The 17,876-nt window shown below is 47.1% G+C and carries 21 protein-coding genes and 1 tRNA gene; all 22 read left to right on the forward strand.

Translation table 11 applies throughout. From position 1 onward, the window contains the following. Positions 1-125: 125 nt before the first annotated feature. Positions 126-1,244: a trans-sulfuration enzyme family protein gene (locus G563_RS0127780; protein WP_028668220.1), complete on the forward strand. Its 1,119-nt coding sequence runs from the start codon at positions 126-128 to the stop codon at positions 1,242-1,244. A 157-nt stretch (positions 1,245-1,401) separates the two neighbouring features. Beyond that, positions 1,402-1,486, forward strand: a tRNA-Ser gene (locus G563_RS0127785). A 192-nt stretch (positions 1,487-1,678) separates the two neighbouring features. Beyond that, positions 1,679-2,968 carry a phage integrase SAM-like domain-containing protein gene (locus tag G563_RS0127790; RefSeq protein ID WP_028668221.1) on the forward strand — a complete coding sequence of 430 codons (1,290 nt, stop codon included), beginning with the start codon at positions 1,679-1,681 and terminating at the stop codon, positions 2,966-2,968. A 195-nt stretch (positions 2,969-3,163) separates the two neighbouring features. After that, positions 3,164-4,099 carry an amidoligase family protein gene (locus G563_RS0127795; protein WP_028668222.1) on the forward strand — a complete coding sequence of 312 codons (936 nt, stop codon included), beginning with the start codon at positions 3,164-3,166 and terminating at the stop codon, positions 4,097-4,099. Then, positions 4,096-4,326 (forward strand): hypothetical protein, encoded by a 231-nt coding sequence (locus G563_RS0127800; protein WP_028668223.1) that lies wholly within the window; start codon positions 4,096-4,098, stop codon positions 4,324-4,326. Before G563_RS0127795 ends, G563_RS0127800 begins: the two co-directional genes overlap by 4 nt. Positions 4,327-4,650: 324 nt before the next feature. Continuing rightward, positions 4,651-4,914, forward strand: a complete 264-nt coding sequence (locus G563_RS0127805; RefSeq protein WP_028668224.1) for a hypothetical protein — start codon at positions 4,651-4,653, stop codon at positions 4,912-4,914. 32 nt (positions 4,915-4,946) lie between these two features. Continuing rightward, positions 4,947-5,246, forward strand: coding sequence for a helix-turn-helix transcriptional regulator (locus G563_RS36070; RefSeq protein WP_037328381.1), 300 nt, complete (start codon positions 4,947-4,949; stop codon positions 5,244-5,246). Positions 5,247-5,472: 226 nt separating this feature from the next. Next, on the forward strand, positions 5,473-5,826 hold the full coding sequence (locus tag G563_RS0127820) for a hypothetical protein (RefSeq protein ID WP_028668225.1): 354 nt from the start codon (positions 5,473-5,475) through the stop codon (positions 5,824-5,826). Further along, a complete protein-coding gene (locus tag G563_RS38265) occupies positions 5,720-6,127 on the forward strand; it encodes a hypothetical protein (RefSeq protein WP_157585652.1) in 408 nt (135 codons plus the stop codon). Before G563_RS0127820 ends, G563_RS38265 begins: the two co-directional genes overlap by 107 nt. Positions 6,128-6,185: 58 nt before the next feature. Beyond that, positions 6,186-6,932, forward strand: coding sequence for a hypothetical protein (locus G563_RS0127830; protein WP_028668227.1), 747 nt, complete (start codon positions 6,186-6,188; stop codon positions 6,930-6,932). Next, positions 6,848-7,462 carry a C40 family peptidase gene (locus G563_RS0127835; protein ID WP_157585654.1) on the forward strand — a complete coding sequence of 205 codons (615 nt, stop codon included), beginning with the start codon at positions 6,848-6,850 and terminating at the stop codon, positions 7,460-7,462. The genes G563_RS0127830 and G563_RS0127835 overlap by 85 nt, the downstream gene beginning before the upstream one ends. Then, positions 7,459-7,716: a hypothetical protein gene (locus tag G563_RS0127840; protein WP_028668229.1), complete on the forward strand. Its 258-nt coding sequence runs from the start codon at positions 7,459-7,461 to the stop codon at positions 7,714-7,716. The genes G563_RS0127835 and G563_RS0127840 overlap by 4 nt, the downstream gene beginning before the upstream one ends. A 9-nt stretch (positions 7,717-7,725) precedes the next feature. Further along, positions 7,726-7,953, forward strand: a complete 228-nt coding sequence (locus G563_RS0127845; protein WP_157585656.1) for a hypothetical protein — start codon at positions 7,726-7,728, stop codon at positions 7,951-7,953. A 41-nt stretch (positions 7,954-7,994) separates the two neighbouring features. Beyond that, positions 7,995-8,252 (forward strand): hypothetical protein, encoded by a 258-nt coding sequence (locus G563_RS0127850; protein WP_157585658.1) that lies wholly within the window; start codon positions 7,995-7,997, stop codon positions 8,250-8,252. Then, positions 8,249-9,532, forward strand: a complete 1,284-nt coding sequence (locus G563_RS0127855; protein WP_028668232.1) for a hypothetical protein — start codon at positions 8,249-8,251, stop codon at positions 9,530-9,532. Before G563_RS0127850 ends, G563_RS0127855 begins: the two co-directional genes overlap by 4 nt. Next, positions 9,529-10,497: a DUF6712 family protein gene (locus G563_RS0127860; RefSeq protein WP_157585660.1), complete on the forward strand. Its 969-nt coding sequence runs from the start codon at positions 9,529-9,531 to the stop codon at positions 10,495-10,497. The genes G563_RS0127855 and G563_RS0127860 overlap by 4 nt, the downstream gene beginning before the upstream one ends. Continuing rightward, a complete protein-coding gene (locus G563_RS0127865) occupies positions 10,494-11,342 on the forward strand; it encodes a hypothetical protein (protein WP_028668234.1) in 849 nt (282 codons plus the stop codon). Before G563_RS0127860 ends, G563_RS0127865 begins: the two co-directional genes overlap by 4 nt. Then, the gene (locus G563_RS0127870) at positions 11,317-11,787 is read left to right on the forward strand and encodes a hypothetical protein (protein ID WP_157585662.1); all 471 of its coding nucleotides are present in this window, start codon (positions 11,317-11,319) and stop codon (positions 11,785-11,787) included. The genes G563_RS0127865 and G563_RS0127870 overlap by 26 nt, the downstream gene beginning before the upstream one ends. Beyond that, entirely contained in the window at positions 11,787-11,981 is a 195-nt protein-coding gene (locus G563_RS0127875; RefSeq protein WP_028668236.1) for a hypothetical protein, read from the forward strand. Before G563_RS0127870 ends, G563_RS0127875 begins: the two co-directional genes overlap by 1 nt. A 1-nt stretch (position 11,982) precedes the next feature. Continuing rightward, positions 11,983-13,968: a DUF5977 domain-containing protein gene (locus G563_RS0127880; protein WP_028668237.1), complete on the forward strand. Its 1,986-nt coding sequence runs from the start codon at positions 11,983-11,985 to the stop codon at positions 13,966-13,968. Continuing rightward, positions 13,965-15,377, forward strand: coding sequence for a hypothetical protein (locus G563_RS0127885; RefSeq protein ID WP_028668238.1), 1,413 nt, complete (start codon positions 13,965-13,967; stop codon positions 15,375-15,377). Before G563_RS0127880 ends, G563_RS0127885 begins: the two co-directional genes overlap by 4 nt. Before the next feature lie 71 nt (positions 15,378-15,448). Next, the gene (locus G563_RS0127890) at positions 15,449-17,872 is read left to right on the forward strand and encodes a TonB-dependent receptor (RefSeq protein WP_037328382.1); all 2,424 of its coding nucleotides are present in this window, start codon (positions 15,449-15,451) and stop codon (positions 17,870-17,872) included. Positions 17,873-17,876: the final 4 nt, after the last annotated feature.

Raw genomic sequence — 17,876 nt, forward strand, 5'->3', positions numbered from 1 at the left:
TTTTATAAGCAAATGTTCTGCTTGCATACTATATTACAAACCTACACAACTAATTTTTGATTCAAAAAGATTTGGTGTAAAATTGTGTAGTTAGTTGACCATCGATTCAAACACTCATTTTAAGTATGAATATAGAAACACTTGCCATTCAAAGTACCCAATTTCACGATGCCAATGCCAGTGCAGTAGTACCGCCGATTTATCTATCAACTACTTTTGAAAGAGAAGCAGACGGCAGTATGCCGCACGGACATATTTATACCAGAGCCAGCAACCCCAATCGCAATTCCTTGGAAAAAGCCTACGCAGCTTTGGAGGGAGGAGCCGTTGGGATGGCATTTGCCTCGGGACAGGCGGCTGCGAGCACTATTTTTCAATGTTTAAAACCTGGCGACCACGTAATTATCCCCGACGACGCCTACTACGGTACTCCCGCGTTGCTAGAAGATGTGATGCGTATATGGGGGTTAGAATATTCCAAAGTCGATATGGGGGATGTAGAAGCCGTAGCCCGTAGTTTTAAGCCCAATACCAAACTTGTATGGATAGAAACACCTTCAAATCCACAACTTAAAATTGCGGATATCGGGGCGATCGCCGACTTAGCGCGTCATAATGGCGCTTACTCTGTGTGCGACAATACTTGGGCAACGCCTATTTTACAGCGTCCGCTTGATTTGGGTTGTGATGTATCAATGCACTCTGCTACCAAGTATTTTGGAGGACACAGTGATTTGCTGAGTGGAGCTTTGATTTTCAAAGAAAATAGCCCCTTGGCCGAAAAAGCTCGGCAAATTCAGGCACTAGGAGGGGCTGTGCCGTCGCCTTTTGATTGTTGGTTGATTTTGCGGGGTATTAAAACCTTGCCTTTGCGCGTGCGTCAGCAGTCGGCCAATGCCACTCAGTTGGCTCATTTTCTAAGTACTCATGCTGGTTTGGAAGCCGTGCATTACCCCACATTAGAGAGTCATTTGGGCTATGAAGTTGCCCAGAAACAAATGCTTTCGGGTGGTGGTATGCTATCAATCCAAGTCAAAGGAGGGGCAGAAGAAGCATTGAGAGTTAAGAGCAAAGTGAAAGTGTTTGTACGGGCTACTAGCTTAGGAGGGGTAGAGAGTTTGATAGAGCATCGTGCTACGGCAGAAGGCGCGCATTCGGTCAGTCCTAAGAATTTGTTGCGTATTTCGGTAGGACTAGAGCACATCGATGATTTGATAGCAGATTTGGCGCAAGCACTTTCATAAGGGCAAGTCTTTGATTATCAAAATATTGGTTTCAAAGCGGTATTTTTCAGAAATTTTATCTTAATTTTTTTTGAAAAATTTTACTCAAAACGCTTGACAAACGATTTAAAACATCTACCTTTGCAGTCCCAAAGCAACGAGCTCTGGGACAAAAATTAGAGAGATGGCAGAGTGGTCGAATGCGGCGGTCTTGAAAACCGTTGACTGTAACAGGTCCGGGGGTTCGAATCCCTCTCTCTCTGCTGAAAGCTTTTGACTATGAGGCCACCGCTTATATAAGGCGGTGGTTTTCTGCATTTTAGGGGGTTGATTCTCAGTTTTTCACTTCACAGTTACGTTTACAATTACGTCGGGGCGTCGCAGTTACGTCATTTTTTTGGCTTCTTTTTTGTGATATTTTTTTGAGTGGTGTGGCCCAAAGCACACACACACTTATGTTCAATTTTAAGCAAATGTTTGTTTTGTTTTGGTTTCGGAAAAGTGACTCGAAGGCCGAAAAACTAAAAAGAGAAGAAAATCCAAATTATGACACTTTGGGAGGTCTATGCTGCCGAATAACGATAGCCACGCAAGTAGAGGAAATAGGAAGCGTACATATCAATATTAAGAGGTCGGCATGGGACGAAAAAACTCAGCGAGTGATAGGGAATGACTCTAACGCTCGCCGTTATAACAGAACTCTCAATGACATAAAAAATAAGCTAGAGCGTATCTATGAACTCCTACAGATAGAACATGGTGATGAAGTCACTCCCAAAATGGTGAAGGACTTGTTTACGGGTAAGAAGTTTTTTAGGTACACTTTTGAGCAACTCATTGAGGAATATTTTAAAGACAGAAAAGAGGAGAAGGAGGCGGGGCTAGTCAGCCAAGAAACGCTTGATGTGCACCAAAATTATTCCAAAAATTTTAAAGAATACTTAGTACTGAAAGGATTAAAGACACTGGCACCGAGTCATTTTGAAGAAGACCATTTAGATGGATTTAAGATTTTTTTGATGTCTAAACCAAAGAGTTTTGTGTATGGGCATACTCGAAAACACCTGAGTTGGGTTAAGCAGCTATTGAAACACTCACTTCGAAAGAAAAGAATAAAATCAAATCCTTTAGAAGGGGTGATAGTGAAAAGTGAACCAGATGACCCTGATACTACTCATTTGACCATATCCCAATTAGAAAGGGTAGTGGCTTTTGATTTTATGAAGCTCTATGCTCAAGGGTACATTGCCCAGGAGACTGCAATCCGCCTGGACCGAGAACGCGATGCTTTTGTTTTCTCGGCTTTTACGGGGATGCACCATTGCGATTATACCAAGCGCAAGTATTGGTTGGAAACCTACAAAGGGGCGACGTTTTTGAAAGGAAAGCGAAAAAAAACACAGAAGGTATTTAGTCTGAAGCTGCTTGAGCCAGCGGTAGCTATCCTCCAAAAATATGGTGGGCAGATTGAAAATCTTCCAGTGAAATCTAACCAAAAACGCAACACTACACTGAAGGAGCTGGCCACGATGTGCAAAGTGCCTCTGGTTTTGAGTACGAAAATCGCAAGAAAAACATTTGCTAACATGGCACTGAATGTGCTGATGTTGGACGAAGGTGATGTGGCGGCTTGTTTGGGTTTAACGACCACCCGCAGCCTAAAACATTACGTAAAAATTAAAGAGGAGCGAATAGCGCGTAAAATGACATCGTGGAATGATGTATTGCGTATAGATGCAGCCTAAAATTAGTTAAATAAATGTTAAACTGGCCATGCCACTAAACTTTATTCTATGAAAAAAATGAGTTAAATCGGAGTGTATGATTATCAAAAAATCTTCTTTTTTTATTGAAAAATACTTGCCGAAAGACTTGCTTGTCGAGACAACAAGTGCGTTGTTTGTTCTATCAAAATAAACGCATAACACACAGATAATCAAATGAATACGCAAGAGATTTTAAGCCAAAGCTGGACTAAAACCCGCAAAATTCAAGAGCTAATTTTAATCGGACTTACACGCACCCAAATCGCGCAATTAGTCACCAACGGCAACTACGGATTTGTGCAGAACGTGTACGCTAAAATGAAGGCTGAAGGAAAACTTAACCAAGTAGCCATCGAAAATTTTAACCATAGCCCCTTCAATAAAAAATTTGGTATCGAAATCGAAGCCTATAACGTAGAGATGCACGTTTTAGCTAATAGCCTACAAAACGCAGGAATCAGATGCTTTGTGGATGGCTACAACCACCACACAAGAAGCTACTGGAAAATCATTTCGGACAGCAGCATCAGCGGAGTAAACGCTTTTGAACTCGTAAGTCCGGTGCTGGAAGGCGAAGCAGGGTTGGAAGAAGTAAATAAGGTATGTGAAGTGCTTAAAAATTTGAACGCCTATATCAATAAAAGCTGCGGATTTCATGTGCATTTTGACGCTCAAAATTTTGACCTCCGCCAATGGAAAAACATTTATAAAAACTACGCAGGATTTGAAAACCAAATCGACGAGCTGATGCCACAAAGCCGACGCGGAAACACCAACTACTACTGCCGCAGCTTAAATAGCATCAGAAACCTAAACGCTAAAATCGACCTAGTAAGCTCGCTAAACCAAATGCCTGAGGTATTTAACAACAGCAGATATTTTAAAATTAACCCCACCTCATACAGTCGCCATAACACCATCGAATTTCGCCAACACAGCGGAACGATTGAATACTCGAAAATCTCAAACTGGCTCGTATTTTTGCATAACTTGGTTGATTATTCAAAAAACCACCTCGCAACCGACCACAGCTGGGACACGCTCAAAAGCATTAATCAAGCCGAGGTAATTACTTTTTACCATAACCGTAAACAAGAGTTAGCCGCATGAAATTTATAACTGAAGACGGGGAGGCCATCGAAGGAGCCTCCCCCCAACAAATAGTGGAGGCACTGCGTGATGGCAGTCGCTTTGGTTCGGAGGAGGGACTCGAAGAATACATGGAGGGATTTGCCTATCGAATCAAAATTTGGAACGGCGCCGTGGTGCGTGTTGATACCATTGAAAATTTTATCGCCGACCTCGAAGCCTGTAAATATTGGCGGCGAGTTGAGTAAGACATGTATATTATGCGTTTATAATTCGGAATCCCCCAGCCGCTTGGTTGGGGGATTTTTTTTCTAGTTATTTTTCACACTAAGTGGATGACTTCTAGGTCCCAAAAAAAACTTTAACTTATTGTTAGATTTTTGTTAAACTTTTCTTAGACTTTTCTTGCTTTTTGGTTTTATATTACCTAGGTTTGTGGCATTGAATTATAGTTACACATATCTGAAACGTTGAGGTAATCTCAACACAACTTGAAAAAAAATGAATCAAATTAAACAAAGAGTTGCTTACGTCCAGGATGGAAGCAGCAGAAAAAAAACAATTAAAAAGACATGGCTAATTCGCTTAAAACCAACGAGTTTGGAGATGTGCTCGTAAACTTAAAATCTCATTTAGTGGCTCGAAAAGATACCAAAGGGCTAAAATTGTTAAAAGATTTAGAAGATGACCTCAGGAGATTAGACATATCTTCTGACAGAAGTAGAAGTAAGCAAAAATTATGGAAAAGAATTTACGAAATTATTAAAAATCTTCACTTTTTACACACAGTGCTAGAAAAGATTACGGACCAAGATATAACAGATTTATTAGAATAGGGAATATAATTTTTCAACAAATAAAACATACTATGTTAAGTTCAGTGGGTCATTCGATAGCTAAATATCGAAAGAAAACTGGCTTGAGTCAAAAGGAATTGGCAGAAAGGCTTGGCATTACTCCTACCTATATGTCTCTAATTGAGAAGGGTAAGAAGTGGCCAAGCCACATCCTACTAAAAAAAGTTTGTTCTGAATTGAATATTGAAGAACATGACCTCTATAAGGACCTTTTTTTAGAAAGTTTGGGAAACAAAAAATTAAGTGAACCACAGAAAGAAATAGTTCATTTACTTCGAATATTGATTGATAAAGTTGCCCAAATTAAGTAATTGTCACTAGCCTATCTTCTCAGCTTTAGAAGTAAATCCTGACAGATTCAGGTTTTCTATTTTTATGTCCTTTCGCTAGCGGGGTGAGTAGCTCATCTTTGTCCTAAAAAAATATGAAACGGGACATCGCTAAGCTACTACTACCTATCTGCGCCGTCATCACGGCCATTACAGCCTTGCTGGCTTTTGGGTGCATTGCCCTCGAACTTTACTACGCTTTTTCCAAATGAAGCGCGTTTGGAACTTCGTAAGGAACTGGCTCCTCTCGGCCACTCCTTCGACCGCCCCAAGTACTTCCAACCGCCTGACGCCTGTTTTGATAGCAGGGGGTTTGGGGATCGTATTGGGCATTTTCCTCGGTCGCCAACTCAACCCTAGCCTTCCAGCGGCTACCGCACCGCCTTACGTAGTATCATCAGATTCTACGCTTCAGCTACAGCTACGCCAACTCCAAATCGAACTCCACCAAACCCATGAAACCATCATCGACCTTCGCGAGCAAATGGCGCTGGATAGCGTGCGCCGTATGTCTGAGCTGGAAGCTATGCGCACAATCAACGAGCGGTACCAAAAGCGATAGCATCCGAGCGGAGTACCAGCGCAATGCCAATCGGATACTGGAGGACTTACGGCGGGCTGATTTTTTGGCCGAGCGACTAGAGACCCAAAAACGCCAAATGGCCGATTGGCTGGAGCAGCTCAACACCGAAACTCAGAAACGTCAGAAGTGTGAACAACAGCTGCCTGTATTGGTGGCGGCGGTGCATGCTGCCCAAGAACAACAACGCCAAACCCGCCAAAAACTCCTGCGGCGTAACTTAGAAGTGTGGGCGTGGCGCATAGGCGCGGCGGCCGTGCTGTGGTGGAAGCTCAAGCCCTAAAATTCCGTCCTTTTTTGGGGGATGATTTTGAGGGAGTTTTGCTCAAAATATCCTGAAGATGAAACCTGAATTTTTGAGTAACCATACTGCCATGAAGATCCTGAAAAATGAAGGGGACTATACCCCCGAAGAACTGGAGCAACAAGCATCTGAGCTGGCTGAGCGTGCTCGTGAAGCGCGTGAACGAAAAGCCCGCGAACGCCAAGCCCAACTGGAGCGCGACCGTGCCATTGACATGGATACGCTGGCTACCACCAAAGACCGACTCAAAGAACTGGATGCGGTCATGAATGTAGCGGGCAAACTCAGCCTTGAAGAAGCCAAGCAGTTGGCGCGTGAGCGTCAAAACCTGCTAGATGGTATCCGCGAAATCGAGACCAAGTATGATTTAGGTCAGGAACCGGCACCCGTACCCGAGCGTGACCTACAGCCCACGGCCAATGCCGCTTGGGTCACCACCCTCAAGATAGTGGCCTTGCTGCTTTTGTGTTGGGGCATTGTGCTGTATTCGGGCGATTGGATACTGGGCAAATACCCCCAAGCGGCTGTTTACAATGAAGTGAGTTTCCAAAAAATTCTCTTTGGTTTTTCGGTTTTTATTGGCGGATTTGTGAGCGTGATTATCGCGCTCAATGTGTTCTTTCCGGGTTTTGGCCGCTACTTCAACCCCTTCAACCACTCCGAATTAGATTTTTACGAGGACTTTAAAGAACTAACCCAATGGCAACGAAATTTAATCGCCTTGGCCTTGTTTGGCTTTTTATTGGTGTGCTTTGTACTGGTAGCCGCGGGCAAACTGGACTAGTGGCCGCCGATTCTCTACGGGAAAAGATTTGGCACACTGCCCTTGGGGAAGTAGGCCTGCGGGAGCCGCGTGGCCGCAACGACCACCCTCGTATCCTGGACTATCACCGAGCGGTGAGTACATGGCTCTACAAGCATCGTCCGGTGGCGCCCTATTGCGCGAGTTTTGTGTGGTACTGCTACAGTAAAGCGGGTGTAAAACCCAAAATCGCCAATCCAGCGCGGGCGCGGGAATGGTTTTTGGTATCGAAGCAAACGGTACTGACGCAGCAAAGCTTACGGGGCAACCGTCGAATGCTGAAGCTGCCGAAAAAGGGGGATGTCATCGGCTACATTTTTTACGGAGGGGCGATTTCGCACGTGGAGATTTTGGAGCGTATCGACCTTGAGGAAGGCTACGTATATGCTATCGGGGCCAACACTTCGGGTGCCCAAGCCTACAATACCGTCAATCGAGAGGGCGACGGCGTGTACTACGTGCGGCGGTCGGTGAAGTCATTTTACAAGATATCAGATGTCCTCACACCATGAATCGGACGGTCTTATTGATAATTGTTTTGTTGGCTTCCATGGGGATTCTGTACCGTTTTGTACCAAAAGTATCTTTAAAACAACCTTTGGTACCTTCTATTGTGACCAAGCCACCCTATACGCCAGTAGCCTACCTGACAGCTACTGATAGTTCGGCTTACTGGAAAGCCAAATATGATTCCCTCTACCACCTGTGGACGGAAGCCCGCGAACGAATTTTTACCAAAAAGAAGTATCAACCCAATAACAATTAACTCAAAGCCATGAAACTGACACTAATGGAGCGTTTCAACGCCCCCATGCCCCAATTCTTTCAAACACTCTTCAAAATCGGCGGCATTGTGGTGGCCGTCGGGGTGGGTTTAGGAGCGGCCCACGAAAGCTTGGTGGCGCAAGGACTACCCGTACCCGAATGGTTGGCTTACTTGGTGGGTGCCGTAGGAGCGGTCACCTCCCTGATTGCCAAATTCACCGTCAAACTCGATAAGTAATGGCCAAGAAGGTCATAAAACGCCGGGCGATGTTTGCCGATATGCACCAGCAGGATATCCCCAGTGGCGACGGTCTGCGTACGTTTGAGATTGCCTACCGCAAAGTAGACGGGAGCCTATCGCGCAAAAAACGCGTCAGTAAGTCGTTTCGCCGCACGCCCGGGCAGTCGGGTTTTCGAACGCATATCGGCCACAATCACCTGCTGCTCCTGCACGACCACCAGACCAACGAAGATTTTAACATTCATATCGACCTCATTGTGGAGTACAATGGGATGATAGTAGACCACAGCGTATGAAAGTACAACAAATATCAGAGGGGCTTTTTGTGCTGCAAAATGCGGTACTGGAGCTGACCCCCGTCCGAGACCAGAGTTTTGGGGTGGGGAGTGTGTGGCAAGCCCAAAGCGACCACTTACCGCACGTTCGCTGGGGAGCGGGCGACGATGAACCCAACTGGATTAACAAGCTCATCGAAAAAAACAATCAAGTGCGGGGACAGCTCGAAGCCCTGCGCGATATCATCTACGGCACGGGAGTAGGTTTTTTTAAAAGGGAAATAGTGGAAGGCAAGGTGAGTTTAAGTCCTTTCTACGACCAGCAAGTGGAAGATTGGGCGTACGAAACCGACCTCAACGACTACATCGTGACCTCTATCAACCAGATGACCCACACGGCCAATCGATTTACGCGCTGGGTATGGGACATCAAAAAACGCTGGTACCGCCTCGACGTCAGCGACGGATTTATGACGCGGGTGGGGCGACCGGGAGCGGGTGGCGTGTATGAGTACCACGTCAATCCTTACTTTGGGGAGCGGGGACTCTACCGTCCCAACGATACCCAACGCCTGCCCGTCTTTGAGCCTCATCAGCATGAGGCCAACATCGCTCGACTTGTGACCATGCGTCAGAGCAAAATCAAGATTCCGGGCAACCCTTACTACTCCTACCCCGCGTGGTGGTGTGCGCGGAGCTGGATTGAACTTGCCAACTTGATCCCTATTTTTCACTTCAATGGCATCAAAAACGGCTACAATATCAAGTACTTGATTCGGATGCCGATGGATTATTTTGACAAAGAAGGCAGCAAACCCCTCGACGAAAAAGCCGTGAAGGGCAAATGGAAGGATTTTTCGGAGCGGCTCAACTCTTGGATGGCGGGCGAAAAGCAAGTCAACAAAACGATGCTCATCAAATACCTGCGTGGTAGTGACGGCAAGGCACTCGACAACGTGGACGTAGTCCCCCTGAAAAACGAGATGTCGGATTCGGCCTACTCTCAAGTATGGGAGATGGCCAACATCAGCATCGCCAATTCGATGGGGATTCTCCCTACTTTGGCGGGGGTCAATCCGGGCAAGGGCAACGACTCGGGTAGCCAAATCCGGGTCATGGCGGAGTTTCAGCAGGGCAACCGCACGGCCATTGTACGCAACGCCATTTTGGAGGATGTGCGCCACAGCCTCGTAGCAATGGGCAAGCGGGACATCATCCCGATGTTTAAAGATGTATCATTGACCACCCTCGACGTCGCTCCTACGGGCAAAGCGGCCGTCGTTAACCACGGCTCAGTATGATGTTGACCACGATTGCGACGTTCAAAAAACACATTTCGGGGGTGCAGGGTGCCCTTGCCGAAGCGACGGTGCTGAGTCATCTGAAGGCCGCGAACCGAGAGTTTAAACAGCGCGTTGGCGCGCCTTTGTTTGGATTCATCGCGGCGATTACGGCCACTGCTAGCGAAGATGAAAAAGACTTGCGCGAACTCGCCGAAGCCGTCGTGTGCTGGAAAGCCTACGACTTGGCCATGCCTCACCTGAAGATGCGAGTGAGCGATATGGGGCTGTTGGTACAACTTCCCCAAAATACGGCCATGCCCACCAAATGGTACTATACCGATACCAGAGATGCCAACATGGTGATGTATGATTTGTTTTTGGAGCATTTTTATACCCAACTCGAAGTGGTAGCCCCGGCGGTATGGACTACTTCAGAAGCCTACCAAGCCCGGAATGCCCACTTGCTCCGAAGTCCCCAAGAACTTGATAAGTACGTGGGGTTGGTTGGACGAAACGCCCGTTTCTTTGACCGTTTGGTCATGTACATTGGCCGCGCTGAGGAGCTGTACATTGCTCCGGCGGTGACGGAAGAAGTGTACGGCGCACTATTGGAGAAATGGCAAACGCCCACGCTCCTCAGCCCGACCGACAAAATGCTGATAGAACGGATTCGGAAAGCCTTGGGCCCGTTGGCCGTCTATGAAGCCTATCCGTATTTACCGTTACTCATCGACCAGGAGGGCATTCGCCAAATCCGAAAAACCGACGGTACTCGTGAAGAAGATATCGTGGATAGCAAGCAGCGCGACGCGCAGCGGATGCAGCTCCTCAACGACGGGCAACTCTACCTTGCCAAACTCCGCCAATGGCTCGACTCGGTGGCGAGTGAAAGTCTCTTTCCAGCCTACCACACGCGGCTGATGCAGGAACAATGCTCGCCCAGCGACGATGATTTTACCCATTCAGCCAGTATTGTTTTATGAAAAAAATTCCTTTACACCCTCACACCTATGATTTGCCTGAGTCGTGGCAGGAGCTACCCCTTGAGCGTCTACCGAGGGTGGTAGAAGTGGCTTTTTTGAAAAGAGAAAGTGCTTTCACTTACCATGCGCTCTTTAGAGCGGTGCTAGGGATTGAAGAGCGCGACTATCGGCGCATGATGAATCGGTATTTTGGCCGACACGTTTCGGACAAAACCCGCGAGAAAAATGCCCAGGAACTTCACTTGTTGTTGATGTCGCTACGCTGGATTTGGCAAACGGATTTGACCCAACGCCCTTTTGGGTATCTCCAAATAGGCAAAGAAAGGTGGCTGCTCCCCGATGAAGATTTTAAGACCATGAGTTGGGGGGAGCTGAGTGATGCTTTTGTGCATTCCAAAGCTTACGCCGAGCAGCTAGAGCCGGGCGAATCACGTTTGTATCAACTCATCGCAACCCTATGCCGCCCCGCTCGCTCAGGCCGAGGCGACGATTGGAACGGTGATGAACGGGAGCCGTACAATCCCCACTTGGTGGAGAAACGGGTGGCGCAAGTGGCACAGCTGCCAGCGGCGACCCAAGCGGCCATTTATCTGTGGTTTATTGGCACGATGAACGCCGTTTTTGGAATGTACGAACTGTTTGGCGACGGCCCCTCCAAGGGCGAAGATTACCCCGGTCAATCGTTCGTCAAAAACACCTTTACGCTGGCCGAAAAAGGGATTTTTGGGTCGGTACCGCAAACGCGCGCCGCTAATTTGCACGAAGTATTTTTGTTTTTAGAAGAGAACAACAAACGCGAACGCGACTTAATGCGTGCGCATGAAGACGCCCATGCTACCTACTGATATTTTTTGGACCTATTTGCAGCCTATTTTGGAAGGCATCGACGGGGTGGCCTCCGTACAATTGTCGGATGCCGAACGCATGGATCGGCTGTCGATAGCGAGTCGCTCGGAGGATATTTATCCGGCGGCTTTTGTGATGCGTCCCCGTTATAAAGGTGTTGATGATAACACAGGCGTGTACGTCCATAAATTCCAGACTACCCTGTATTTTTTTGTGGTAGCGGGCATGGAGGAAGCCGAGCAAGATACCGCCTACCAAACGGCGGAGCGCATGGCCACCGACCTCATGCAGCGGTTGTTTATGGACAGCAAGGCTTACGATTGTCTTTTTGACCTGAATAGTTTCAGCACCGAACCCGTCATTTACAAAACCCTCGACGCTACTTATGGCTATGAGGTGAGTTTTGAGGTAGGCTTATACATCAATCATTTATTGGCTCACTGATGAAAATACTGTTTAATATCTTCCTGTATCGGTTTTTGTTTGAAGTGGTTTTTTGGTTTTGTTTTCCGCTAGTGTGGGGCTATTTTCTAACGATGGATATTATCAATCAGAGAAGGCCGTGGCCATGGGGGAAAGCCATGCTGGTACGTCAGGAAATGAGCGGTACGCCGCTCCGAACAAAATTTAGACCTTGATATGCTCATAGACCCACTCAAGAGTGGATTGGTGTTTTTGCCGATGCACTTCACCCGCAATGCCCTGATTCATACCATTGCGGCGGCTGATCCTGAGTTGAGCAGCCGAGCAGGGCTTAAATATTTTTTGGATATTGAGGTACCGCCGTATCCCAATGCGTCGATTTTTGAAACCTTGAGTACTTCTGAAGGGCGGGAAGTCCCGGTGGATAGTTCGGCGGTGTCAGTCTATGAAGGTGCCACGTTTCGCTACAACCACATCAACGGGAAAATCGACGGGCTACTCACGTACCAAGCGCCTACCAAAGGCCAAAATCAAGTTAGCGTAATAGTTACACAGACTGCCCCCTTCCGTTTGCGTGAACGAGTGCAAGGGGGAACGCCTGCGGTCAATACCGACGTGGAAGGCACTACTAAGTATGCGATTAAAGCGGGGCTTGACCACAAAGATTTTGAGGCATGGGGCGAACAATTCTGGAATCTCTACCAAGCGGAAGCACGGCAGTTTTTGACGTGGCTTCCTGCCGAGCGTTGGGTCAGTGCGACCCAAGAAGAATACCTGTCTTTTGTACTCAACTTCACGCCTATTCCCCAAGAAGTGCGGCTTCGGGCGCGGGTGGTGTATCAAGACGGGACTGAGCCTACGGTCAGCACCAAAATGAGTGTCAGCCGCACGCCTCTCTTGAGTGTGTTGCAATGCCCGGTGGGACCCGTGGCCTTGAGTATCCCAACCAACGCCAAGTACTATGAAGTATGGCTGACCGACGAAAACAACCTGCGGCTTTCGGAAGTACGCCGCTACTGGATAGATACCATGCCCACGCTGGCCGACCGCTATTTGATGTACGTCAATAGCCTTGGGGGCTGGGATACGCTACGCCTCATAGGGCAAGGCAGCGAACGCCTTACCGTGCGGCAAACTTTGGCCGAGCGCGATTTGAATACTTCGACCGTACCGGAGCTGATTGTCATCAACAGCGAAGGCGACCGTAGTTTGACGGTATCGACGGGCTACTTCAGGCAAGATGGGGCGGTGTATCTGCGGTGTTTGCAAGACTTGGCGTTGAGTCCCGTAAGGTACTTACTTACCGACAAAGGTTTGGAAAGTCTCCGACTTACCAGCAATCAGCTGGAGTATCTCAACGATGAGCGCAAACTGGAAGCGCGGGTATTGACCTTTGATTTGGGCGAAACCACCTCCAATTTTAGCCGTATGGCTCCCTCGCCTCCTCAACCTACGCGGCCTACGCGCTGGCGCGGGCTCAATTTGCGGTACATCCTCAATGCATTTGGCAAGCGAACGGGTGAAGTAGGATTTGCCCAGCTGGAGAAGGTGTATGCCGACAACGAAGAACTCTACAAGCCTATCACTCGCAAACCCAACACCCCCGGCGATCCTGATTACCTGGCTCCGATTGTGAGTTCGGCGGTGGTGGCGGGATCGACGCCTTTCCCCTCGGTGGCCATATCGAGATTGGGAACTTACAACCGCAGCAATTGCGCGAGTGGGTTTGTGGGAGGCCCCGCCACGATTGTGATTCCAGCGGGTAAGTATGGGGGCGAACGGCCGGGCGATGCCGATGCGCTCGCTGAGGCGGAGTACGCTACCTTGAACACTCAGGCTTATGCTGACGACAATGGCAGCTGTATCAACAATACGGTGCCGTTTGTATTTCGTATCCAAAACAATACGAGTAGCGTGGGTGGCGCCGATACGCCAGTGATAGCGATTGCGGGCGAATCAGCCGATATTGTGGCCAATACTTCAGCGGGCGGGACGCAGACTTCTTCCAGTACTTATATGCCGGGTACGTATAATATTTTGTGTCGGGTGGCTTATTCGACGACCCCGATGCAGGCTTGTACGCTGCAAGTGGTGGGCAAAGGCCGCACGGCAACCGTGACGGGCAATGGCTTGTTTTTGTTTGAGAATGTGGTCATCAATAGCCCCGATTCTCCCCTAACCATCAAAGTTGAAAACGCATGATAGGAGTACGCATCAACGGCCAACCGTTGGATTTGGCCCCCAAAACCAAAGTGTTGTGGGAATTCAACAATCCTTACTTGCTCTACGACCGCATCGAGAGCAGCAAAGCGAGTTTTCCAAGTATTCCGTTTTCGGCCAACAATCAGCGGGTGTTTGAGTACTACCATGAGCCGCAAGCTAGTGTAGCACTGGGGGAGTTTGATTGTGAGCAGTATTTTGGCGGAGAGCTGATCCGGGCGGGCTACTTCATCCTGACGGAAGCATCAGAACGCGGTGGCTATGTGGGGGCGTTTACGGATCGGCTGGGCAAGTTTTTTGGGGATTTTCAAACCAAGCTGCTTACGGAGATTGATTTTGGAAGTGTGGCGGTACCGACGGTACTGACGTCGACGCTTTCGGATGCTTTGGGGCAGGTGTGCTGTTTTCCCACGATTTTGAATCCAGATTTTTACGGTACCAACGGCGCGGGTATTGGTTACTCGGGCAAAGTCAACGATTATGAGAGTGGTGCTTACACCACGACCGAGCCCAAAGTGCCGATGATTTCGGTGAAGTGGCTGTTGCTGAAAATAGCCGCCGTGACGGGCACGACCATTGAGGGGGATTTTTTGACGCATCCCGTGTGGCAGCACCTGATTATGTACAATACCAGGGCATTGGACGCGGCGACGGAGGTAGTCATCAAAAACCACTTGCCCGAACTGACGCTGGAGCAATTTTTGATTGAGCTTCGCAAGCTCCCCAATCTGATGTTTACCTTCAATTCACCCGAAAAAAAGCTGAGGATTGATTTTTGGGAGGATCGGCTGGCGGCGGTCACCACCAAAAATTGGACGGCAAAATTGGTAGCGGGTGGCATCAAAACCCCCGAAATGAATCGACGCCTCCAGCTGGGTAGTGAGCAGGACGGTGGTGACGGGCTGATGAAGGACAAACCAGCGCTCACAGCCGACTACCTGACGCCCGAGCTGGCAGAGCCGACGGGAATAGCGGTGCTGAAGAGTAAGTTTTCGACACTTTTGGTGGATGAATCTACGGGTTATCCAGTAGCAAAGCAAGCGGGTATCACGGAGCAGTTTCAGCAAACGACCAACAAGTTTGCCCCGCGTCTTTTGTTTTGGCACGGCCTAGTGGATGACTGGCCAAAAGCATTGCCTTCCAAAGACGGGATTGCGCTCTATTGGACGGGAGCGACGGGTTTGGCGGCGCAGTACTGGCAGCGCACGGAGGCGATGAAAGCCACGGCTTTTTATCTGAAGACGGATTTGATGCTCAACGAAAGTGACTTGGCGCAGCTTGATTTTGGAGCCAAATACCACCTCAATGGCGTGGATTATCTCATTGCCTCCCTCACGGCTGAACTCCCCATCAGCAAGCCGGTAGGGGCGTTGCTGATGGGGGGGATGTGAATATCATGCAATAAAAGTTTAAACTTTCTTTAAAATTGATTTTCTCTTTTGTGTCATAAAATTCATTTCTTATGACACTACACACCCCATCTCGATGCGTACTTTTGTTAGTCGTTTTTCTGTTCTGTGCCAACTCACTTTGTGCCCAATACAGTGCCATTACTGTATCTGGGTCGATTAAGGATAATCAAACTAAAGGCTCACTTTCATTTGTCAATGTAATTCTTAAAAACGAAAAAGATAGCTCTTTTGTAGCAGGAACAATCAGTAATGAGGAAGGTCGTTTTGAATTGACTAAAATCAAGCCTGGACGCTATCTTTTACTATTTTCTTTTCTGGGATATATTCCAAAACAACACCCGCTTTTTGTGGGTAATCTGTCGGAGTTTATTGATTTAGGGGTAGAAGACCTGCAAGCAGATATCCAAACGCTTACGGAAGTGGTTGTGACGGGTAAAGCTGATGAAGTGAAAGAAACGTTGGATCGAAAAACATTTTCAGTTGAAAACAACATCACCCAAAGCGGGGGTTCTGTCCTGCAAATGATGCAAAATTTGCCAGGAATTACGATGCAGGAGGGGAAAGTACTACTTAGGGGTAGTGATAAAGTCGTGGTTTTGATAGAAGGTAAACAAACTGCTTTAACTGGCTTTGGGAGTCAGACAAGCTTAGATAATATACCAGTGTCGGCTATTGACAAAATTGAAATTATCAATAATCCCTCTGCTAAATATGATGCTAATGGCAATGCGGGCATTATCAATATTGTATTTAAAAAGAACAACCGAGAAGGCTTTAACGGCAAGGTCGGGATGATGGCGGGCTTGGGTGCTTTATGGATTAAAAAAGAGAACTTGCCCGATATACGTCCTCAGTTTCAGAATACCCCTAAACTAAACCCTTCGTTAGCACTTAATTATCGAAAAAACAAAATTAACACCTTTTTCCAAGGGGATGTTTTATATACTCCTACTCTCAACAAAAACGAGTTCGTTGTTCGTACTTATGATTCGGGTGAGGTCATCAACCAACAAACCAAACGTAATCGCAAAACAACCATTAGTACACTGCGTACGGGCATGGATTGGAACATCAATCCCCACAATTCTTTAAGCTTTTCGGGTTTGTTTAGTAGTGAAAAAATACTTGACAACGGCGATGAACCATTTTTCAACCAATACTTAACCGAGCGCCGCCGCTTGTGGCAATTTTTGGAAGATGAATTGAAGACGACCGTTACTGCTACAACGGCTTTCCAGCATAAATTTAGAGAACCCGGGCACATTTTCAATTCAGGTCTTAATTATACCTTTCATCGAGAAGACGAGAAATATTTTTTTACCAACATCATGCCTGCTTTCACTGGGCAGGATGCTTTTAAACTACTGTCTGATGAACATGTTTTGGATTATACTGCTGACTACATACGTCCGCTTCGATATGGTCGCTTGGAAGCGGGAGTGAAATATCGCTGGCGTGAAATTCCTACTAATATGCAGTTTTTCCCAGGTCAAAACTCACCTTTAGACGTTAATGCAGGTGGGAAGGCTACCTATCGGGAAAACATCCCCGCTCTTTATAGTACTTATGTTTTTGAAAACACCAAGCTGGAATTGGAAGCGGGTCTTCGAGTCGAATATGTAGGTGTCAATTATCTTGTTGACCCCAATCATAATACGTACAAAAGTGACGGGTATAATTATACTCAACCGTTTCCAAATGTGAGGCTGGCCTATAAATTCAACGATTACAACAAAATATCTCTATTCTTTAATCGTCGAGTGGATCGTCCCAATGAAGTTGATATTAGAGTATTTCCAAAATACGATGATGCCGAAATTATCAAAGTTGGTAATCCAGCCTTGGCTCCGCAGTTTACTAATACCTTGGAAGTAGGATATAAATCAGGGTGGAACTCTGGCTATCTTTACGCAGCAGCTTACCATCGGGCGGCTCAGGGTACTATTACAAGGATCGCGAGTACAGTGCCTGGCAGTACTTTGATTTATTCTATTATGCAAAATGCTGGTAAAAGCTATATGTCTGGCTTAGAAATGGTATGGTCTCAGAAAATAAACGAGCGGTTTTCGTTTAATCTGAATCTGAATGGGTATCGAAATCAAATCAATGCTTTTAGTGTAGTCAACCAATACCCTCAACTTAACACCTTCGCAGCTCCAACAGAATCGATGTGGTCAGGAAATATCAAATGGAACGGAATGCTTCATTTACCCAATCAATTTGACTTTCAAGTATCGGCTATTTATTTAGCTCCAGATTTGATTCCACAAGGTAGTATCGGACAGCGCTTTTCATTGGATATGGGGTTGAAAAAACTGATGCAAAACGGAAAACAGGAGCTATATATCAATGCGTCTGACCTCCTAAATACAATGCAAATTAAAAAAACTATCAAAGGAATGGGGTTCAGTTACGTCAGTACGGATTATTACGAAACCCAAGTCATTAGGTTTGGATACAACTACAAGTTTTAAAAGG

The organism is Runella zeae DSM 19591, assembly GCF_000423565.1.
GTDB lineage: Bacteria > Bacteroidota > Bacteroidia > Cytophagales > Spirosomataceae > Runella > Runella zeae.

Coding starts and splice junctions, on each gene's coding strand:
- G563_RS0127820 (WP_028668225.1), top strand. CDS start 5,473: ATGAAGCGCGTTTGGAACTTCGTAAGGAACTGGCTCCTCTCGGCCACT.
- G563_RS0127800 (WP_028668223.1), top strand. CDS start 4,096: ATGAAATTTATAACTGAAGACGGGGAGGCCATCGAAGGAGCCTCCCCC.
- G563_RS0127880 (WP_028668237.1), top strand. CDS start 11,983: ATGCTCATAGACCCACTCAAGAGTGGATTGGTGTTTTTGCCGATGCAC.
- G563_RS0127795 (WP_028668222.1), top strand. CDS start 3,164: ATGAATACGCAAGAGATTTTAAGCCAAAGCTGGACTAAAACCCGCAAA.
- G563_RS38265 (WP_157585652.1), top strand. CDS start 5,720: ATGAAACCATCATCGACCTTCGCGAGCAAATGGCGCTGGATAGCGTGC.
- G563_RS0127850 (WP_157585658.1), top strand. CDS start 7,995: ATGCACCAGCAGGATATCCCCAGTGGCGACGGTCTGCGTACGTTTGAG.
- G563_RS0127885 (WP_028668238.1), top strand. CDS start 13,965: ATGATAGGAGTACGCATCAACGGCCAACCGTTGGATTTGGCCCCCAAA.
- G563_RS0127835 (WP_157585654.1), top strand. CDS start 6,848: ATGGCAACGAAATTTAATCGCCTTGGCCTTGTTTGGCTTTTTATTGGT.
- G563_RS0127830 (WP_028668227.1), top strand. CDS start 6,186: ATGAAACCTGAATTTTTGAGTAACCATACTGCCATGAAGATCCTGAAA.
- G563_RS0127855 (WP_028668232.1), top strand. CDS start 8,249: ATGAAAGTACAACAAATATCAGAGGGGCTTTTTGTGCTGCAAAATGCG.
- G563_RS0127780 (WP_028668220.1), top strand. CDS start 126: ATGAATATAGAAACACTTGCCATTCAAAGTACCCAATTTCACGATGCC.
- G563_RS0127870 (WP_157585662.1), top strand. CDS start 11,317: ATGAAGACGCCCATGCTACCTACTGATATTTTTTGGACCTATTTGCAG.
- G563_RS0127840 (WP_028668229.1), top strand. CDS start 7,459: ATGAATCGGACGGTCTTATTGATAATTGTTTTGTTGGCTTCCATGGGG.
- G563_RS0127790 (WP_028668221.1), top strand. CDS start 1,679: ATGTTCAATTTTAAGCAAATGTTTGTTTTGTTTTGGTTTCGGAAAAGT.
- G563_RS0127805 (WP_028668224.1), top strand. CDS start 4,651: ATGGCTAATTCGCTTAAAACCAACGAGTTTGGAGATGTGCTCGTAAAC.
- G563_RS0127865 (WP_028668234.1), top strand. CDS start 10,494: ATGAAAAAAATTCCTTTACACCCTCACACCTATGATTTGCCTGAGTCG.
- G563_RS0127845 (WP_157585656.1), top strand. CDS start 7,726: ATGAAACTGACACTAATGGAGCGTTTCAACGCCCCCATGCCCCAATTC.
- G563_RS0127875 (WP_028668236.1), top strand. CDS start 11,787: ATGAAAATACTGTTTAATATCTTCCTGTATCGGTTTTTGTTTGAAGTG.
- G563_RS0127890 (WP_037328382.1), top strand. CDS start 15,449: ATGACACTACACACCCCATCTCGATGCGTACTTTTGTTAGTCGTTTTT.
- G563_RS36070 (WP_037328381.1), top strand. CDS start 4,947: ATGTTAAGTTCAGTGGGTCATTCGATAGCTAAATATCGAAAGAAAACT.
- G563_RS0127860 (WP_157585660.1), top strand. CDS start 9,529: ATGATGTTGACCACGATTGCGACGTTCAAAAAACACATTTCGGGGGTG.